An 18905-nucleotide genomic window follows, 5' to 3' on the forward strand; every position below is an offset into this window, starting at 1 on the left:
GAAGATGCATCCGGCAGGTCAAAGCGACACCAATAAAAAAGGGACCCTCGGGTTAATGCCAGTCACTTAAGGCATTGACCAGCCGGCGGTTTGAGCTAAAACGGATTCACGATCAACGTGAATCCGTTTTTTATTATGGCCCTTCAATTTGACATGGACTATGCGGCTGAGCTGGCACCGCATGAGTTCGAGCGTTTCGCCAGCCTGATCGATCCGGCCTGGATCGACGAAGCCTTGCAACAAACCGGAACCGTGTCGTTGCGCCGACGGCGCCTGCCGGCTGAGCGCATGGTTTGGCTGGTCATCGGCCTGGCCCTGTTTCGTAACGAACCAATCTGGCATATCGTCCAGCAACTTGATCTGGCCGATGGGCCAATGCCAAATGCACCCGTTCCCAGTGCCGCAGTGGCAGGCCGCGAACGCTTGGGTGAAGCACCGATGGCATGGCTATTCGAACGCTTGGCAAGCTGCTGGACAAGCGCTGCCATACCTGAACATGGTCTCTTTCATGGGCTGCGAAGCTATGCCGTTGATGGTGTCGTGTGGTCGCTTCCCGATACGCCGGCCAACTGTGAGAAATTTGGGCGGGGTTTCAACGACAAGAGCAATGGCGCCTGGCCTCAATTACGTGCAGTCTGCTTGATGGATACCTACACCCATCTGATCCGCGCAACCGAGTTTGGTGATTACGGTACGGGGGAGGTGAGCTTTGCCAAGTCACTCATGCACAAGGTACCGGATCAATCGTTGACGATTTTCGATCGTGCCTATCTCTCTGCAGCCCTTCTTCTGGACTGGCAGCATGCAGGTGAACAAAGGCATTGGCTTATGCGGGCCAGAGCGGGATTGCGTTATGAGGTGATATGCCAATTTGCCCCCGACGACTGTCTGGTGAGCTTTTCAGTGTCGCCACAGGCACGCAGGCAACGGCCGGACCTGCCGTCGCATTGGCAAGCGCGGCTCATCAAGTGCATGGTCGGCGGAGAGCCGCGGCAGTACCTTACCTCCCTGTGCGATGCGCACCGCTTTCCGGCGCGCGAGATCGTGGCGCATTACACGCAGCGCTGGGAGATTGAACTGGGCTTCAGGGAAATTAAGCAGGGCATGCAAAAGAACATGACGACCCTGCGTAGCAGATTGCCTACGCTGGTACGCCAGGAAGTTTGGGGCACGCTCATCGCCTACAACCTGCTACGTCATGAAATCGCCCAGATGGCCGACGAACTGCACGTCCCGCCACAGCGCCTGAGTTTCCAGTGGCTGGCCCTGGCCATCACCACGGCCCTGTATCACTGGCCTTTGCAAACGCCAGGCACCTTCCCCAGGCGCCTGGCATGGCTGCGTGAGCAGGCACGCGCTTATCTTTTGCCAGAACGCCGAAGGCGCTCCTATCCCAGAGTCGTCAAACAGCCCAGATCCAAGTTTCCAATGAAAAATGCCAGTCAGCTTAACTGACTGGCATTAACCCTCGGGTCCCTTTCTGTTACGCGGCTTTCGCCTCGTCCTTCCTTCGCTGCAGCACGAAAATCGGCTGCGCCCACTGCGTGTCCTTCTTCTTCTTGCTCGTAATGAGCGTCAGTTCCGAAGGATCGTAGACGTCGGTATTGTGCGTCAGCGGCGTCGTCATCAGGTACTGGGCGTCGGTATTTTTCAAGAACTCGCCGACCAGCTGGATATTCCGAATATCCAGGTGCGCGAACGGTTCGTCGATGAACACGAAACCGCCCGAACCTTCTTCCGATTTCAGCAAGCCAATCAAGAGCACCAGCGACTTCATCACCTGCTGGCCGCCCGAGGCTTCGCCGTCGTTCATGCCGATCTGGTCCTTGCCGTCGAACTTGAAGCGCACGTGCAGGCCGGCTTGCGCCAGTTGCACGTCGTCGTTTTCGAGGCGCACCGGGTCGGCCTGGACGTCGATGCCCGCCAATTCTCCCAGGTCCTTGATGTTCTTCGAATAGGTCTTGATCGTGTAGCGCAGGCGCTCGATGTAGGCGCCGCGCGCGTTGCTGGTGGCTTCGATCGCGCGGTTGTTCTGGTAGCGGCGTTCTTCCGTTTCCACCTGGCGCCCGGAAAGCTGGTCGTTCAGGCGGGCGTACTGGTCGATCACCGTTGCGTCGAGTTCCCAGTCGTCGCGCGCCAGGGCGTGCTCGAGCGAGGAGGCGCGCAGGTTGACCTGGTGCGCGTTCTGGTGCTGCGCGACCAGCGCCGCGCGCCGTGCCGGGCGCTTCCACGCGGCCGGGATGTTGCGCCAGCCGCGGCGCAGTTCGATCAGTGCCTTGGCATGCTCGCCGCGCTGCTCGATCTGGCGGCGGTAGTTCAGGCGCAGGCCCGCTTCCGCTTCCGACAGCGCCATGCGTGCGTTCTGCCAGACGGTGTCGGCGCGGGTGCGCGCAACCGTCGCGTTCTTGGTCAGCGTCTGCAGCTCGCCCAGGCGGGCGCCCACTTCCAGGCGCTCGGCCTTGATCGGGGCGATCGAACGCGCTGCTTCCTCGAACTCGGCCTGGCGTGCCGCCAGTTCCTTGGCCGCGTCCACACCGGCGATGCGTGCCTTCAGGGCGCCGACCTCGGAAGCGAGTTTGCTGATCGTCAGGGTCAGCGCGTCTTCCTTCGCTTCCAGGCTTGGCAAGGACTTCTGGATCGCTTCCAGGCGCTGGGTCTTGCCGGCGGCACCGAAGCGGTAGCGCGAGGGCTCGACGAAGAGCGAGCGGCCACCGCGGCGTTCGCGGTGATAGGCGTCCGGCGTGATCCATTCCTCGGTGCCTGATTTGAAGCCGGCATCGACCGAGTCGACGCGGTCGATGCGCGCCAGTTGGTCGATCAGCCAGCCAGGGGCCGGCGCAGAGAAGTTCACGACCGACAGCAGGCTGTCGTCCTTCTTTTTCGGTGCTTCGATGCAGTCGGGGACGATGAAGTGGCGATAGCGTTCTTTTTCGGCCAGGCGATATGCGGCCGGCGCATCCTTGGCGCGCTCGAGCAGCACGACCGAGGCGTAGCCACCCAGCACACCTTCAACCGCGCCCTGCCATTTCGGGTCCGTCACTTCGACGATATCCGACAGCATCGCGTGCGCAATCCCCTCGTCGCGCAGCGCGCGGCGCATCAGGCGCTGGGCTTCGGGTTCGGGCATGGCGCTCTTGCCCTGCAGCGCGGAGATGGTCGCCATTTCGGCGGCGATCTTTGCGCCCAGCGCATCGCGTGCGGCCTTCTGGCGCGCCAGTTCGGCTTCTTTTTCTTCCAGCTGCGTAGCCACTTCCGCCAGGTCGGCGCCAGCTTCCGCCGCCAGCTTTTGCAGGCGCTCCTTCTGCTCGACCAGGTTTTCCAGCGGCTTGATGCGGCTGTTGATTTGCGTGAGGCGGCTGGCCAGCACGGTGCCCTCTTGCTCGAGCAGGGTTTCCTGCTGCTGCGCTTCGGTCAGCGCGCGCTGCTGGGCGGCCAGCTGCTGGCGTTTTTCGGCCAGCTGGCTGTCGACCTGCGCCATCGGTTTGCGCTGCTCGTGCAGGGTGCGGCTGATGTTCGCCGCCTTTTCGCGCGCCTCGTGGTATTCCAGGCTCGGCAGTACTTCTTCCTTCAGGTCGCGCCTTTCCTTGTGCAGGTCTTCCCACTGGTGGTAGTTCGCCACGCGCAGGCGCAGGCCCTCGAGGTTGATGCGCGAGGTTTCCAGCTCCGCTTCGAAGCGTTTCAGTTCGGTCTCGGTATCGCGCTGGTGGCGCTTGGCTTCGTCATAGGCGTCCAGCACTTCCTTGTCGCCAAAAACTTGAAAGACCAGGTCCAGCAGCTGGCGCGGCGCGTATTCGCACAGTTTATCGGTCTCGCCCTGCTCCAGCGCCAGCACCTTCGACATGGCCGGCGACAGGCCTGCCGATGCCAGGCGTTTCCGGTAGTTCTCGACGCCGAGCCAGTCGGTCGCTTCGGTGACTTCCTCGATATTGACGTTCCCCGGGCGCATCAGGTACTGGCGCTTCCAGTCGCCGCCGTTCTTCTGCACCTGGCAGAAGAGCGTCACTTCATCGTCGGCGAAAAAGCCGGAATGGCGGAACGGGCGGTTCGACAGCTGGCGGCCGACTGCCTTGTTGTCGACCACGGCGCGAATCCACGCGCTTTGCTGGCCCGAGTGGCGCGCATAGTGTTTATAGGTGCGGCCCATCGAGCAGTCGAGGCCGAACAGCGTCCTCAAGGCGTCGAGCAGCGTGGTCTTGCCCGAACCGTTCTGGCCGGCGATGGTGATGATCTTGGCGTCGAGCGGGATGTTCTTGATGCGCTGCCAGTAATCCCAGTGGACCAGCTCGAGTGATTTAATGTGGAACATAGTGTCTCAGTTCGGTGAATCCATTGGTTCAACTGCATCGGCGGCGTCGTTGGCGGCATCGACCTTGCGCGGCACGGTGGCCAGCGGGGCGCGTTTGAACACGTCGGACAGGGCGCCGTTGATGATGCGTTCCTTGAGCACGTCGGTGTCCATCATCAGGTCGAGCAGCGGGCCCTCCAAAATGACGTCGCCGCGGCGCTCGATGAAGCCGAGCTTCGAGAGCTGACCCAGGTTCATGTCCATGCGCGTCTTCTTGCCGAGTTTATCGCCGAAGTCCGACAGCAGGGCCGTGTAGGAGATGCCGATCGAGGTGTCTTCCGCGCGCGGGATCGGGCTGTCCTTGTCGAACAGGTCGTTCTGGTCGTCCGCCACCGTGACATGGGTTTCCTGGCGCTCGCGCTTGGGCAGGATGATCTGCGCCCACAGCACGACCAGCAAGGCCACGCCGTCGCGCGTGAGGCCGAAATTATTGTTTTGCCAGATGTCCTTGGCGCCGAAAATCTTCGGCTCGACATTGCGGTGCAATGCGATCGTGACGTGGTCGGCATACACGTTGTCGAGCAGCTTCATGCCGCATTCGAGCAAGCGCTTGTCGACTTCGATGCGGAACTGCTCGTCCGACAGGGCGCGCTTGACCATCTTGTCGTCGCGGCGCAGGGTCTGGTGCGTCAGCAGGCGCGCGATCAGGATTTGTGCGTCGTCATTCATTGTCCGGTTCAGCTTCCAGGTTCAGTGAGAGGGTTGCAAACGACATGGCCGATACCTCGGGATCGTCCAGCAGGACCAGTTCGTCGGTCGGCTCGAAGCGGATCGGCAGCCGTGCCAGTTCGGCGGTGGCGCCCTGCAGGCTCGCTTCGCTGGCGTCGCCCAGCAGCGGCAGCAGCGAGGCGCGGTAGGAGGCCAGGGCAAAGCCGGCCGGCAGCAAGGATTCGTGCAGCTGCACCTTCTTCGGGCCGGTTTCCGAGAATTCCGGGAAGTTGCCGAGGTTGGCGAAGTCGGCCAGCTTGTTGATCCAGTCGTTCAATTCGCCCTGCATCGCCGGGTTGTCGTTGATCGTCAGGGGCGCGTCTTCGCCGCTCGGCAGGCCCTTGGGCCCGACGACAATGGCGCGTTCGGTCAGGATTTCGGTTTCGGCCACGTCGATCATCTCGGCCGGCGTGCCGAACAGCGGCACCACCGGGCGGTCAATCGCGCCTTCGGCCAGGCTCGCCAGGTCTTCGTGCGCCAGCAGCCAGCGTTTCACGTCGGTCGTCGACAGGCCGGACTGGCCCAGGTGCACGCGCTGGCGTTCGATCTGGTTCAGGGCGCGCGAGAACATGCCCTGCATATTTAACAGGGCGCTCTGGGCGCGGCCGATCGCCTGCGCCGCCTTGTGCGTGGCGGCGTCGGCGCGTTCGTCCGAGGTGATGGCACGCAGGATGACCGAGCCCTTCTCGACCCAGTCGCAGGCCATGTGCCACTTCGCCTGCGAGGTGCGCAGCTTGAATTCGGAGCCCGAGGCGATCGCGTCGCGGAATTCTTCGGTCAGCTCGATCAGGCGTCCCAGCAGGTGCCGCAGCTGCTCGACCGTGATGCCGCCGACCGCCTGGGCGCCGGCCACCTGCGACAGCAGGAAACCCATTTCGGCGTCGTCTTCTTCGGGCTTGGCCAGCGCGATCAGGGTGTCGAGCGCGGACAGCACATTGCGAGCAAGGGGGGTGATGCGGTAGACGGCCGACGGCGCGTCCCAGGCCAGCAGGCCATGGGTGCGCAGGCGGTTCAGGACCGTCTCCAGGCTTTCCGGGATCAGGTAGGCGAGCTTGGTATTGATGTCGGCGCGCGAAAACGCCGAGCTGCCGGTGTCGGCGGCCAGTTCGCGCAGCACCAGCAGGCGTACCAGCACGCCGTCCTGGGTGCCGTGGAACAGCGCCGTGAACGCGGACAGCATCGGCTGCGCGCGTTTCAGGTGGAAGACCTGCTCGATTTCGTCCGGAGCGATGCCGTGCTGGAAGTGCACCGCGAGCGGGTCAAGCTCGTCGTGTGCCATGCCATGGGGTTCCGCGCCGAGTGCCGCGGCTGCCTGTAAGTCGATCATGTGGGATACCAGTTTTGCAAGCGCGGAACATCAGGCAGGCTGGGTCTGCCTATCCGCGAGGGCGCCAAGTATAACAGTTAAGAACCGGCAACTAGGAGGGGATTGGCGCCGGACGGCGGCCGGCTTGGGGATAAAAATTTTTGCGTGATGCAATATCGACAAGCCTGCATCACGCCAGCAATCACTTGCGCGTGATCTTGGTGACCGTCTGCTCGATCGTCTCGCGCTCGTCATCGCGGAAGCGCAATTTCACCGGATACCACTCCTGGCGTGGCGCCAGCCAGATGTCGACGCCCTCGTTCCTGCCGTCGCTGCGCGGCTCGCGCGTCACCAGCAAGGTATCGAGTTCGCCCATGGCAGTCTGGATCTTTTCGCGCTTGACCACCTTGAAGGTCCAGGGCTCGGCATCGCGCCGGCCGGCGACGACAAAACTCCACTCGCTGCCCGGCTTGAAACGCGCCTCCCCGGCCGCGCGCGCCACCGAGGCCAGCTGCCAGGTCACTGAGGCGCGGTCCTGCTCGCCGCCCTTCATGGCGTAGGGCTCTTTCGCCTCAGTCAAGGCGATGGTCTTGGCGTCGCGGTCGAAGCGGGTCGTGGTCGCGTCCTTGCGGTAGCGCTTTTCGTAGAACTCGTCCGGCGCCAGGCCGAAGCTGTCGATCACGCCGTGGCTGCGGTATTCGGTGAGCTTGCCGAGCAACTGCACGCGCGCTTCGACGTTCACGTCGTACTTGCCGTCGCCGGCGCGCCAGGCGATCAGGGCATCGCCCTTGAGGGCGATGCCGCGGTGCTGGGCATTGAGTTCATAGGCGATGTCGGCCGGCGGCGGCAACTCGACCGCGCGCTTGGCGGGGGCCGCGGCCTGGGCGAAGGAACCCAGCGCCAGCACGGCAGCCAACAGGCTGCCCTTCAAAAGATTGATTCGCATTATCATTTTCCTGTATCGGTAAGGCTTATATTATTCACGGTTTGCGTGGTCACTGCACCGTTGGCTTCCGTATTGCGAATCTGCACCGGATACCAGCCCCGGCCTGGCGCCAGCCAAACGTCAAGGCGCGAGCGGTAGGATCCCTCTTTCGGCGGGCGCGACAGGTGCACCGTCTGCAGCTTGCCGAGTTTGGTGTCGATTTCTTCCTGCCCCACCACGACGAAGCGGAACACGACGGCGTCGCGGTCTTCGCCCACCTGCAGGTCGATGTCGCCCGCCAGCTGCGCCGGGTCGCCACGCGCGATGGCGGCCAGCTGCAGCGGCACGCTCGCCTTGTCCTGGGCGCCGGCGAGCAGGGGTACCGTCTTTTGCGAGGACGAGAAGGTGATCTTGTCGTGCTGCCAATCGAAATGGGTGGCGGTCAGCGCGCGCCCGCGCCGTTTTTCCGTCATCTTGACGGGCGCGAAACCGGTGGCGGCCACAGCCCCTTCGCTGGTCAGCACGGCCAGGTTGACGCGCGTGAAGACGATGCGGATGCCTGCTTCGAATTCGATCCGGTAGCTGTCGTCCCTGAAGCTCCAGGCCAGCTGCGCTTCGCCGTTCCAGCGCGTGCCGTCGGCGTCCGTTCTGGCGACGTCCAGCGTGATCTTCGCCGCGGGCGGCATGTCGACCTTGTAGCGGCGCGCTTCCGGCACTGGCGGCGGCGCCGCTTCGGCCGGCGCCGGCGCCGGCGGCTCGACTGCGGCCACGGGCGCGACTGCCTGCGGCGCCGGGTCTTCGCCAGTACCGCCGCTGCCCGCTTCGAGCGCGGGGCCGATGGCGTCTTCGCTCAAGAACGGCGCGCTGTCCTGGGCCAGTACCGGCAGGGGCGGCAGAGGCAGGGACGCCGGCTTCGGCAGCGGCAGCGGCGCAGGTTCGGCAGGCGGCGGCGCCGGTTCGCGCAGCAAGCGCGTCTGCACGAAGTCCGTACCGTTCGACGCGGGCATGCGCGGCAAGGCAACCGTCCCGCTGATGAACGAGAACAGCGCAATGTGCAGAAGGACAATCAGTGCACCGAGCACAAAGGCGCGGCGTTGCCTGGCAATGGTGGAAAGGATACCCATTCTCCTAGTGTACCCGCCCACGTGTACGCCTGCCGTCCAGCAGAGTCGAGCCTCGCTTCTAACGGTGTTAATTATCTGCTACGCTAGGACGACAATTTAATGGAGACTTCACCATGCTGAAACCACCCTCGCAGAATGTACCCGGCATGACGGATACGCTCGAGTTCGTCAAGAACCTCTGGGGCGGCATGGGCGTGCCCGGCATGGCCGCCTTGAACACGCCCGGCCTGGGCGCGCCCGCCATGTCGACCGAAGACCTGGACAAGCGCATCACCGACCTGAAGGCCGTCGAAAGCTGGCTCAACCTGAACCTGACGATGCTGCGCACCTCGATCCAGGCGCTGGAAGTGCAGCGCGGCACCCTGGCCGCCCTGAAGTCGGTGAGCGATAGCATGGCCCAGGCGATGGGCCAGAAAGGCGAGCAGACCGCCGCGCTGCCGCCCTTCTCCGCCTTCTTCAATGCCGCCGGAACCCAACAGGGCGGCACCGCTCCGGCCCCGGGCGCTGCCCAGCCCGGATTGGAGGGCATGGGCGCCGATGCGGCCATGCCGGCTGCCATGGCCTGGTGGAACTTGCTTCAAGACCAGTTCAGCAAGGCAGTCGCCAGTGCCATGCCGGCCGATGGTGCGCCGGCCGGCAAGGAGACGGCCGACAAGCCGGCCGACAGCCCGCCCAAGGCCGCAGCCCCGGGCGCGGCCGGCGGTGGCGACACCGGCGGCACGCCAGGTACTTCCTCGCAGAAACCTCCTCGGACAAAATCAGACAAAGCTTGATTCCCGCGCAAATAAACTGCCCTACCGAGCCCATGTCTTGATTTGACGGGCATCACACCCGCCCCTGCCGTGCTGAACTTGAGAGCGCGGCGGGGCATCCCGCCGCCGTGTTCCCCTGTTGGAGACCGGCATGTCCACTCTCAATTTCTCCTCGCTCCAAGCGGAGCAGGTGGCCGATGTGCGGCGCAAGCTCGAGAGCGCCGGCTGCCCGGTGCCGCCCAGCGCCGACCGCCTCGATGAACTGGCCGGCGCGATCGCCGCCTTTCGCAGGCAACAGGGCCTCCCGGGCGGCGGCGCGCTCGACGAGGCCACCTGGCGCCGCCTGAACGCCTGCAGCGGCAGCGTCTTCAGTGAAGTGTTCCAGAACGAGCTCGGCCTGCTGCGCCCCGGCCCGGGCGTGGCCACCGGCGGCCCCGAGGACGTGCAGCCGGCCGCCACCTGCGCCCTGCTCACGCGCGCCCACGGGGCGCAGCTGGCGGGCCTGGCCCTCTCCGGCGGCGGGGTGCGCAGCGCCACCTTCAACCTCGGCGCCCTGCAGGCGCTGGCCGAGCTGCGCCTGCTGCGCGACTTCGATTATTTGTCCACCGTCTCGGGCGGCGGCTTCATCGGCGGCTGGCTCTCGAAATGCATCCGCGAACGCGGTGGCGACGTGGCCGCCGTCGAAGCCATGCTCACGCCCGGCGCGGCCGGCCAGGCGGTGGCCGCCGAACCGGTCGAGATCCAGTTCCTGCGCCAGTACAGCAACTACCTCTCGCCCCGCAGCGGCACCTTCAGCGCCGACACCTGGACCCTGATCGGCACCTATGTGCGCAACACCTGCCTGAACCTGGCCATGCTGGTGGCCTGGCTGTGCGCGCTCCTGATCCTGCCGCGCTTTGCCGTCTGGGCAGTGCACCGGGTGGTCGGGCCGGGCGGCCCCTGGGCGGGTTGGGCGGATGCGATCTGGCTGGCAGGCACACTGCTGTTCCTGTTCGCCGTGTTCTGCATTGCGCTGTCCATCTCGAGCAAACCCGAAAGCTCGAACGGCCTGCGCCGCTTTCCGCTGCAGCAGGGCGCGGTCCTGCGCTGCATCAATCTGCCGCTGCTGGCAGCCGGCTTTTTGGTCAGCATCGGCCTGTGGCGCCATGGCGGCGCATTGCCGGTGCTGTGGGAAGAAGGCTTGCCGCCGCGCTTTCATGGCTGGGGCGCGGCCTGGCTGCTGGTGCCCGGCCTCGTGTACTTCATCGTCTGGGCCAGCGGCTGGTACCTGGCGCACGACCGCACCAGCGCCTACCGCGCGGCCGGCTATGTGCTGTGCGGCGCGGGCGCGGCCTTTGTCCTCACCCTGTCGCTGTCGGCGGCGCTCGAATTCGCCCCCGGCGCGGTGGCCCACCTGGCCTCGATCGAGGCCGCGCAGCTGCTGGCCTGGCGCATCTGCCCGGCGCTGACCGCCCTGCTGGCCGTGTACGGCGCGGCACTCGCGCTAGAACAGCGCCTGCGCCGCCACCGCCCCACGCCCGACATCTCGCGCGCCGAACTCGTCGAGGGCCTGAGCCACTTCGTCTGCGCCATCGGCGCGCTGGCCGCCGGCACCCTGCTGCTGCTGGCGGGCCTGGCGCTGCTGCCCAATCCGCAGGAACACCCGATCCTGAACAACGCCCTTGCCCTGGCCACCTTCGGCATGCCGCTGATGATGACCCTGTTCTCGGTGACCATGACGCTGATGATCGGCCTGATCGGCCCCCTGTACAGCGACGCCAGCCGCGAATGGTGGAGCCGGCAGGGCGCCTGGTCCTCGATCTTTTCCCTGGCCTGGCTGATCATGTTCGGCGTCGCCTTCTTTTGCGCGCCGCTGCTGCACTGGGCCTGGCTGACCTACGAGCCGATCGCCAACGCCGGCACCGCGATTGGCTGGCTGGTGATGACCTGGATCGGCTTGAAAGCCGGCAGCGGCAGCGCCACCGGCTCGCGCGAGGGCAACTGCGCCAAGCGCGAGATCGCCGCGCGCCTGGCGCCCTATTTTTTCACGGTCGGCATCTTCGCCCTGTTATCGAGCCTGGTGCAGCTGGTGGTCGCCACCCCGCGCGTGGCCTGCCCGGCCCCGATCTCCCTGCCCTGCGTGTATGCCGCCCACGCCAACGCCACGCTGGCCAGCGACGGCAGCACGCTGCTGATCGCCTTCTGCTGCTTCCTCGGCGCGGCGCTGCTGCTGGGCTGGCGCGTCGACATCAACAAGTTTTCACTCTACATGCTGTACCGGAACCGCCTGGTGCGCGCCTATTTCGGCGCCAGCAGCGCGCGCCGCAAGCCGCACCCCTTCACCGGCTTCGATCCCGAAGACGACCCGCAACTGGCCGAGATGGAAAACCAGCGCCCCTACCACATCGTCAACACGGCCCTGAACCTGGTCAGCGGCGAAGAGCTGGCCTGGCAAACAAGGAAGGCCGCCTCGTTTGCCTTTACCCCGCGCTTTTGCGGCTTCGAGATGCCGCTGATGCCGGCGCAGGGCGCGAACGGCGGCCTGCGCGACGCCCAGCGCGGCGTCTACCGCCCCACGCGCGAGTACGCGTCGGGCAAGCGCAGCGGCGACGACGACGCCACCGTGCGCCTCGGGATGGCGATCGCCCTGTCGGGCGCGGCGGCCAGCCCGAACATGGGTACTCACTCCTCGCCCCCGCTGAACTTCCTGATGACGATGTTTAACGTGCGCCTCGGGCGCTGGTGCCCGAACCCGCGCAAGGCCGCCTGGACCCATTCCTCGCCAGCGATTGGCCTGTTCAGCCTGATCGCCGAGCTGTTCGGCATGACCAATGCCGACGCCAACTACGTGTATTTGTCCGACGGCGGCCACTTCGAGAACCTCGGCATCTATGAACTGGTGCGCCGCCGCTGCCGCCTGGTCGTCGCGGTGGACGTGGCCAGCGACAAGCAGATGGCCTTCGAGGACCTGGGCAATGCGATCCGCAAGTGCGCCACCGACCTGCACATCAGCATCGACCTCGACGTCTCGAAGATGGACCTCATGAAGGACACGGGCCTGTGCGGCTGCAGCTGCGCGGTGGGGGCGATCCGCTACAGCCATGTCGATCCGGATGGCCAGGACGGCACCCTCCTCTACATCAAGCCGGCCATTGTCGGCTCCGAAAACGCCGACGTGCTCAATTACCGCAAGGCCAATCCCGCCTATCCGCACCAGAGCACGGCCGACCAGTGGTTCGACGAAGCCCAGTTCGAAAGCTACCGCGCGCTCGGCTACCACATCACGAAGGCGGCGCTGGCCAAGGCGGCCGCGGCTTCGGCGAAAGCGGGCGGAGGGCATGACGTGGTGACGCTGTGCGAGACGCTGCTGCGTGGGCATGGGATGGAGGTGCCGGCATCGCCTGCACCGCCGCAAGCGCCGGCGAACGCCGGCGGCAGCGTCCAGGATGTGCGTGAACAGTATCGTTAGCCGCGGCGCGGCGGCCGGCGCGTGTTATGCCGTCGTATCAACGGCCGGCGCGTCCGCTTCCGGCGCCTCGGGCTGCGGCACCAGTTCGGCCAGTTGCCCCATCAGCTGCGCGAAGCGCTGCTGCCCCGGCTGCAGGCGGTCGACATGGGCCAGCACCTCGCGCGCTTCGAGCGCCAGGGCGTCGTCATAGCCTTTTTCGCGCATGTGCGACACCAGCACCTGCGCCGCGTTGAACAGGATGCGCTGGTTGTTCGGCAGTTTGGCGCGCGCTTCGCGCATCCAGTCGACGGCCTGTTTCAGCTTGCCCGTCTTCCAGAGCAGCACGCCCTGGTTCATCAGGTCCGAGGCTTCCTTCTTCGAACTGCGGATCAGGTCCCCGCCTTCCTCGGTCAGGCGCGCTTTATCGAAGATGGCCTGCACTTCGTCGAGCAGCAGCGCGTTGTCGTGGTTGTTGCGGATGAGGTAGCAGAGCAGATCGCTTGGCGCTTCCTTGACGCCGACCGCGAACAGCAATGTCGCCATCTCGAGGCAGGTCGCGGTGTCGGGCCGTTCCTCGCGCGTGCCGAGCAGGCTTTCCAGTTCGTCGCCCGCCTTGCGCGCACGCCGGTAGTCTCCGCTCTCGTGGTACACCAGGCCCTCGGTGATCTTGGCGCGCAGGTCGATGTCGGGATGCGCCTCGCCGCTCAGTTCACCAAACATGCGCTGCGCCGCCTGCAGCCAGGCCAGCGCTTCCTTCGTTTCGTTCTTCAGGCCGCACACGCGCGCCAGTCCCAGGAAGGCGTCCGGCGTGCGCCGCACCGAGTATTCGCCGATCGCGATGCATTTGCGGAAGGCTTTCTCGGCCATGCCGACGTTGCCGAGTTTCAGGCAGACCTGGCCCAGGTTGCGCTGGCGCGGCACCGAGTTGGGCGACAGTTTGGCGGCGCGTTCGAGGATCGAGCAGGCCTCTTCCAGCTTGCCCATGCCCTGGTAGGCCAGCGCCAGCTGGTCGTAGGCGTCGATGTAATAGCGGTTCTCGGCAATCACGCCCTGGAACATCTGGCGCGCCTGTTCGAATTCGCCGTTCGCGAGGCGGATCTTGGCCAGGCCCGCGCGCGCCCACTGGTATTCGCGCTGGGCCAGCACGCGCTCATAGGCTTCGCGTGCCTTCTCCGGCTCGCCGCTCTTTTCCATCAGGCGCGCCTTCATGCGCAGCAGCTCGACTTCGTGCACGCGGCTCGCTTCGATCTGCTCGTCGCACAGGCGCGCGGCGCGCAGGTAGTCCTTCTCGGCGTAGGCCTGGTCGATCGGGCGGAACACCTGCTTGCGGTGCCAGGCGCGGTTCAGGCGCGTGAGCAGCACGCCTTCGGTGATCGGTTTCACCAGGTAGGCGTCGGGCTGGTGCTCGGCCGCGCCCATCACGGATTCGACGCTTTTCTCGGCCGACACCATCATCCACACGGAGGACGGCAGCAGCAGGTTGCGCACGCGCGCTTCTTCCAGCACCTGCTGGCCGTTCTTGCCGTCGCCCAGGTTGAAGTCGCACAGCACCACGTCGTAGCGGATCTTGGCGAGCAGGCCGATCGCTTCGCCGCCGCTGGCCGCCTGGTCGATGTTGCGCGCGCCCAGGCTGCGCAGGCTTTCGCGCAGCAGCTGGCGCACGCCGATGAAATCGTCGACCACCAGGTAGTTCTTGCCGGCCCAGTCGATCGGCTCGGCCTTGGATTGAACGAGCGCGTTCATGGCAGGCTCAAAACGAAACAGCCGCCGCCCAGCGCGCCGCCGTTTTCCAGGCGCACGCTGCCTTCGCGCCCGCGGTGGCGGTGCATGCGCGCCACTTCGCGCGAAAAGTACAGGCCCAGGCCCGCGCTGTTATTGCGGAAATCGATGCCGCTCGAGACACCCGACAGTCCTGCTGCGCCGGCCGCCAGCATTGCCTGCGGATAGCCCGCGCCATTGTCCTCGACCCGGATCTCGAGCAGTCCGTCACGTTCGGCCAGCGCCAGGCGGATGCGGTCGCGCGTGTAGTGGGCGGCATTGTTGACCGCGTGCGACACGACGCCGACGATCAGGTCTTCGTCCAGATGCCAGATCAGGCCGGGATCGACCTCGACCTCGAGCGTGATGCCCTTCGCGTTGAGCAGCACCTGGCCGAGCGCGACGACCTGCTCGCACAGCTGTCCCGCTTCGATCGGCTGCTCGTCGAACGGGTAGTCGGGCGTGCCGACCCGTTTATACAGGGCCAGCAGCTGCATCAGGTTGTCGTTCAGGCGGCGCGTCTGGTACAGCATCTGCGCCATCTGCGGATAGGCCGCCTCGTTCTGCGGGCCGGCCGATACCAGCAGGCTCTCCAGGGTTCCGGAGAGCACGCTGATCGAATTCTTCATGTCGTGGGCCGTCGAGGCCAGGAACAGGAGCAAGTCCTGGGAGTGTGCGGTGTCGTCTACGGGTGTCATCATGCGCCGCGCCATCGGTGGCGCAAAAAGTTTCCGTGAGTTAATTATACGCCCGCAGTTGGCGGCAATTTGGCCTGTCCGGGTGTGGACCCGCTTATTCCGGCGCAAAGGGCGTTTGAATACGCCCAGTGCGGCGTGCGCGCAACACGAAGCGCGCCGGATCGAGCGCGTCGACCAGCGTGGTCTCGAGCGGCAGCGGTGCATTTTCCAGGCGCGAGACCAGCAGTTCGGCGCACAGCGGCGCCCAGATCAGGCCGCGCGAGGCGTACCCGAGCAAGCCGTACAAGCCCGCATGGCGCGGCACGTCGCGCAGGCGCTCGGTGCCGCCGGCGGCATCGACATCGGGCAGCGCGCCGACCAGCGGCAGCCGGTCCGGCGCCACGCAGCGAAAGCCCACGCGCCCGGCCAGCGGCGCTTGCACGCCCGCCTCCGGGTCGGAGACCAGCGCCCGTAAACGCTCCAGGTTTTCCTGCTGGCTGGACGCGCGCAGGCGCGGGTCGGTGTCGAGGTCATAGGTGGCGCCGGCGCAGGCAATGCCGCCCGCCGCCGGGGTCAGGTAGGCTTCGCGGCACAGCACGAAGGGCAGCTGCGGCAGCGTGGCGGCGTCGAGGTGGGTCACCTGGCCGCGCAGGCTCGAGAGCGGCAGGCGCGCCGCCTGGGCGATGCCGATCGAGTCAGCGCCGCCCGCCAGCACCACGGTGGCGGCGCGGGCGATCGCACTGCCGTCGGCGCCGCGCACTTCCCATTCGCCGCCGACGCGCGCCAGGTGCACGCTGCCGGCGCCGAAGCGCTGCGTCAGGCGTTCACCACACGCGGCGAGCATGGCCTCGCACACGCTGCCCGGACGCGCCCAGCCGCCCTGGCGAAACAGCCAGGCGCCATCCGGTGCGGGCAGGCCGAGCAACCGCGCCGCCTGCGGCGCTTCCAGCCATTGCGCAAACGCCGGCGGATAGTGGCCGGCGGCGGCAATCGCGCGCGAAGCCTCGGCGTGGGCCGCGTCGCGCGCCAGCTGCATCACGCCGCAGGCGGCGCCTTCGATCGCCTGGCCGACGCCGCCCAGGGTGTCCCAGTAGCGCAGCGCGTACAGGTAGGCGGCGCGCGTCAGGCGGGTCGGGATGTTATCGTCTTTCGAGAGCAGCGGCATGAAGATGCCGGCCAGGTTGCCGGAAGCCTCCGACGCGACCTTCGGGTGGCGTTCGACCAGCGTGACTTCCCAGCCGCGCGCGCACAGGCGTTCGGCCGCCGCGCACCCGGCCAGTCCCGCGCCGATGACCACCGCCTGGCGCGCCGGCACCGGGGCTAAAGGCTGGCGCGGCTTGCGGCTGGCGAAGCGCGCCCCGCCGCCTTCGAACACGAAGCCCTGCGCCATCAGGGCCGCGACCTGTTCGGCTTCCAGCCAATCGAAGGCAAGCCGGGCGTCGCTTGCCGCCAGACGCGCCAGCCCACGCGCAAAACCGGTGTTCGGCCCGCGCAGGCCATGCAATTGCACGAAGTCGATGCGCGCGGCCAGCTGGGCCAGCGCCGTGTCCAGCGGCGCACTGACCAGGTCGAGCGTGACGGCGGGATCGACCTGCGGGATGCGGTGTACGCCCGGCAGCAGGCCATCGGCCAGCGCCACAATGTGCAGGCTGGCGGGACGCTCCGGGTCGGTGCGCCATGCCTCGATCAGGGCCGCCGCGCGCGCGCCCTTGCCGTAGGCGGTGTCGAACACCGTATAGCGTTCGCGGCCCTGCCAGAAGCGTGCCGGGTTCACACCGTTCCTGTAAACCGGAAGCAGCGCGGATCGTGGTCGTCGACCATGCCGATGCCCTGCATGTAGGCGTAGATGATGGTCGAGCCGACGAACTTGAAGCCGCGTTTGGCCAGGTCTTTCGAGAGCCGGTCCGACAGCGCCGTCTTGGTGGGGCGGGTGCCATCCGGCCATTCTCCCACCAGTGGCTTGCCATCCACGTAGCCCCACAGGTAAGTGTCGAGCGTCTGGCCTTCCGAGCGCAGCGCCAGATAGGCGCGCGCATTGGTAATCGCGGCCGCCACTTTCAGGCGGTTGCGCACGATGCCGGGATTGGCCAGCAGTTCGGCCACCTTGGCGTCGTCGTAGCGCGCGATCTTGTCGGCGTCCCAGTCGTCGAAAGCGGCGCGGTAGGTCTCGCGCTTGTTGAGGATGGTTTCCCAGGACAGGCCGGCCTGGGCGCCCTCGAGGTTGAGCATCTCGAACAGGCGCCGCTCGTCATGGCAGGGGACGCCCCACTCATGGTCGTGGTAAGCGAGGTAGCGGGGGTTGGCCGGATTGGCCCAGCTGCAGCGGTGGGTAGTCATGCTGCGAAGTATACGTCAGTGCGCGCCTGCCTAAAAAAACGCGCCCCGGAATTGCTTCCGGGGCGCGTCTTGGAACGCCGTGGCGCCCTTGTCAGCTTATTGACTGGCGATTACTTGCCCGAGGTGGTGCCCGGCTTGGCAGCCGGCATCTGCTGGGCAGCCTTGAGGTGCTGTTCCACGGTCGGCTTCATCTTCGTTGCCAGGCCCTTGACGTCGGCATCCTTGGCATTCTTTTCGTTCTTGTTCAACATGGCCAGCGCTTCCTTGTGGCCGCCCGTTCCGCCCATTTTCATGTATTCGCGGTCGAACTTCTCGCCCTCGAGCTTGGCCAGCTTGGCAGCCATTGCCTTGTGTTTGGCGTCGAGTTCGGTCGGCAGGGTGATGCCCTTGGCTTGCGCCACGGTCTGCACTTCGGCCAGGCCCTTGGTGTGGTCGTCGATCATTTGCTGAGCGAAGGTTTTGACTTCGGCATTCTGGCTCTTGCTCTGTGCCATCTTGCCCATTTCGACTTCGGCCATGTTCACCATCGCCATGTCCATGATCGCCTTGCTGTCGGCTTTGTTCATTTTCATGGTGCCCGCCGCGGTTCCGGACATGCCGGTGGCGCCGGTGCCGGTGCTGCCGCTCATGCCGGCGCCGCTCTGGCCGACCTTGTTCGACGGAGTCGCATCCGTCATCTTCTGGGTGCTCGGATTCTGGGCGATGCCAGTGCTGCTGGTACTGGCGCTCATGCCGGCGCCGCTCTGGCCGTGGGCCATATGGCCGGCCATGCCGGCGGTGGTGCCGGTGCTGGTCTTGCCAACCTGGGTCGACGGATTCGCGTCCGTCATCTTCTGGGTGCTCGGATTCTGGGCAGTGGCGGTCTGTGCCTGGACGCCGAAGGTGGCGAACATGGCGGCTGCAGCCGAAATGGCGAGCAGTCCTTTCAACGCATTATTGTTTTTCATGATGCTCTCCTGGGGATTGTGGAAGGAGCCGGCATCATGTCTCCGATGCGCCGCTCCTGTTCGATATGCTTCGGCTTGCCTGCGCGCCGGCCTCGCCGTGTCCACAGCAGGAAACTGGCTGCGCATTGTCAAGCCAACAATCAGTGTACCGTCGCGTTCCATATCCCAGCGCGCGGTAGCCTTTTGGCAACATTGATGAATTATTGCGGCATGAAAAGGCCGGTATGGCATTCCCGCGCACGCGCGCCAGGCGCCGCCCAATGCGCGTAGAGTCGGTGCTGCGGGTGGCATAACCGCAGATGCAGGAGGCCATATGTTGAACGAGCCGAACCCGGGCACCGCGTTTCGCGGCCTGCCCCTGAGCGTGCAGCAGGAACGCGAAATCACCCATTTCATCGAGGCGCGCCAGCGCGCCGGCCTGGAATGGGATACCCCGGAGCTGGCCGCGCTGATTCGCGACATGCTCCATCCGCCCGAGCTGGGCGACGAGGATGGATTTGACCTTGTGGAGAGCATGGCGGCGGAACGCTTCACGGCCACGCACGAGGAAGCAAACGACGACGAGCGCGAGCACGACGTCGGCGGCGCGCCCTGACGGG

The 18905-nt window shown here is 65.9% G+C and carries 14 protein-coding genes; 4 read left to right on the forward strand and 10 right to left on the reverse strand.

Features of this window, described 5'->3' with window-relative positions:
• The first annotated feature begins 117 nt into the window (after positions 1-117).
• Positions 118-1455, forward strand: a complete 1338-nt coding sequence (locus tag NMB41_RS21920) for an IS4 family transposase (RefSeq protein ID WP_494379701.1) — start codon at positions 118-120, stop codon at positions 1453-1455.
• Between the two features lie 28 nt (positions 1456-1483).
• On the opposite strand, the gene NMB41_RS21925 is transcribed toward NMB41_RS21920, so the two are convergent.
• From NMB41_RS21925 to NMB41_RS21945, 5 genes are all read right to left on the reverse strand, one after another.
• On the reverse strand, positions 1484-4306 hold the full coding sequence (locus tag NMB41_RS21925) for an ATP-binding protein (protein WP_494379890.1): 2823 nt from the start codon (positions 4304-4306) through the stop codon (positions 1484-1486).
• Between the two features lie 6 nt (positions 4307-4312).
• Entirely contained in the window at positions 4313-5014 is a 702-nt protein-coding gene (locus NMB41_RS21930) for a hypothetical protein (protein ID WP_494379891.1), read from the reverse strand.
• Positions 5007-6380 carry a hypothetical protein gene (locus NMB41_RS21935; RefSeq protein ID WP_494379892.1) on the reverse strand — a complete coding sequence of 458 codons (1374 nt, stop codon included), beginning with the start codon at positions 6378-6380 and terminating at the stop codon, positions 5007-5009. The genes NMB41_RS21930 and NMB41_RS21935 overlap by 8 nt, the downstream gene beginning before the upstream one ends.
• A gap of 181 nt (positions 6381-6561) precedes the next feature.
• On the reverse strand, positions 6562-7305 hold the full coding sequence (locus NMB41_RS21940; protein WP_494379893.1) for a DUF3108 domain-containing protein: 744 nt from the start codon (positions 7303-7305) through the stop codon (positions 6562-6564).
• 2 nt (positions 7306-7307) lie between these two features.
• On the reverse strand, positions 7308-8408 hold the full coding sequence (locus NMB41_RS21945; RefSeq protein WP_494379894.1) for a DUF3108 domain-containing protein: 1101 nt from the start codon (positions 8406-8408) through the stop codon (positions 7308-7310).
• Between the two features lie 113 nt (positions 8409-8521).
• On the opposite strand from NMB41_RS21945, the gene NMB41_RS21950 reads away from it, so the two are divergent.
• Both NMB41_RS21950 and NMB41_RS21955 read left to right on the forward strand, forming a co-directional pair.
• Positions 8522-9181, forward strand: a complete 660-nt coding sequence (locus NMB41_RS21950) for a PhaM family polyhydroxyalkanoate granule multifunctional regulatory protein (RefSeq protein ID WP_494379895.1) — start codon at positions 8522-8524, stop codon at positions 9179-9181.
• 130 nt (positions 9182-9311) lie between these two features.
• Positions 9312-12608, forward strand: coding sequence for a peptidoglycan-binding domain-containing protein (locus tag NMB41_RS21955; RefSeq protein WP_494379896.1), 3297 nt, complete (start codon positions 9312-9314; stop codon positions 12606-12608).
• 24 nt (positions 12609-12632) lie between these two features.
• Here NMB41_RS21955 and NMB41_RS21960 read toward each other — a convergent pair whose 3' ends face one another.
• From NMB41_RS21960 to NMB41_RS21980, 5 genes are all read right to left on the reverse strand, one after another.
• Complete coding sequence (locus NMB41_RS21960) at positions 12633-14330, reverse strand: tetratricopeptide repeat protein (protein WP_494379897.1); 1698 nt, start codon at positions 14328-14330, stop codon at positions 12633-12635.
• A complete protein-coding gene (locus tag NMB41_RS21965; RefSeq protein ID WP_494379898.1) occupies positions 14327-15046 on the reverse strand; it encodes a sensor histidine kinase in 720 nt (239 codons plus the stop codon). The genes NMB41_RS21960 and NMB41_RS21965 overlap by 4 nt, the downstream gene beginning before the upstream one ends.
• 91 nt (positions 15047-15137) lie before the next feature.
• Entirely contained in the window at positions 15138-16796 is a 1659-nt protein-coding gene (gene mnmC1, locus NMB41_RS21970) for an FAD-dependent 5-carboxymethylaminomethyl-2-thiouridine(34) oxidoreductase MnmC1 (protein ID WP_494379899.1), read from the reverse strand.
• Positions 16793-17359, reverse strand: coding sequence for a DNA-3-methyladenine glycosylase I (locus tag NMB41_RS21975; protein WP_494379900.1), 567 nt, complete (start codon positions 17357-17359; stop codon positions 16793-16795). Before NMB41_RS21975 ends, mnmC1 begins: the two co-directional genes overlap by 4 nt.
• A 110-nt stretch (positions 17360-17469) precedes the next feature.
• Positions 17470-18306 (reverse strand): DUF4142 domain-containing protein, encoded by an 837-nt coding sequence (locus NMB41_RS21980; protein WP_494379901.1) that lies wholly within the window; start codon positions 18304-18306, stop codon positions 17470-17472.
• 313 nt (positions 18307-18619) lie between these two features.
• Here NMB41_RS21980 and NMB41_RS21985 point away from each other — a divergent pair, with 313 nt between their 5' ends.
• Positions 18620-18901 (forward strand): hypothetical protein, encoded by a 282-nt coding sequence (locus NMB41_RS21985; protein ID WP_494379902.1) that lies wholly within the window; start codon positions 18620-18622, stop codon positions 18899-18901.
• The last annotated feature ends 4 nt before the right edge of the window (positions 18902-18905 follow it).

The organism is Massilia sp. FBCC-B171, from assembly GCF_059134155.1.

Bases quoted from the DNA above. Each gene is read 5' to 3' on its own strand.
- NMB41_RS21925 (WP_494379890.1), bottom strand. From the start codon at position 4,306: ATGTTCCACATTAAATCACTCGAGCTGGTCCACTGGGATTACTGGCAG.
- NMB41_RS21930 (WP_494379891.1), bottom strand. From the start codon at position 5,014: ATGAATGACGACGCACAAATCCTGATCGCGCGCCTGCTGACGCACCAG.
- NMB41_RS21935 (WP_494379892.1), bottom strand. From the start codon at position 6,380: ATGATCGACTTACAGGCAGCCGCGGCACTCGGCGCGGAACCCCATGGC.
- NMB41_RS21940 (WP_494379893.1), bottom strand. From the start codon at position 7,305: ATGCGAATCAATCTTTTGAAGGGCAGCCTGTTGGCTGCCGTGCTGGCG.
- NMB41_RS21945 (WP_494379894.1), bottom strand. From the start codon at position 8,408: ATGGGTATCCTTTCCACCATTGCCAGGCAACGCCGCGCCTTTGTGCTC.
- NMB41_RS21950 (WP_494379895.1), top strand. From the start codon at position 8,522: ATGCTGAAACCACCCTCGCAGAATGTACCCGGCATGACGGATACGCTC.
- NMB41_RS21955 (WP_494379896.1), top strand. From the start codon at position 9,312: ATGTCCACTCTCAATTTCTCCTCGCTCCAAGCGGAGCAGGTGGCCGAT.
- NMB41_RS21960 (WP_494379897.1), bottom strand. From the start codon at position 14,330: ATGAACGCGCTCGTTCAATCCAAGGCCGAGCCGATCGACTGGGCCGGC.
- NMB41_RS21965 (WP_494379898.1), bottom strand. From the start codon at position 15,046: ATGATGACACCCGTAGACGACACCGCACACTCCCAGGACTTGCTCCTG.
- NMB41_RS21975 (WP_494379900.1), bottom strand. From the start codon at position 17,359: ATGACTACCCACCGCTGCAGCTGGGCCAATCCGGCCAACCCCCGCTAC.
- NMB41_RS21980 (WP_494379901.1), bottom strand. From the start codon at position 18,306: ATGAAAAACAATAATGCGTTGAAAGGACTGCTCGCCATTTCGGCTGCA.
- NMB41_RS21985 (WP_494379902.1), top strand. From the start codon at position 18,620: ATGTTGAACGAGCCGAACCCGGGCACCGCGTTTCGCGGCCTGCCCCTG.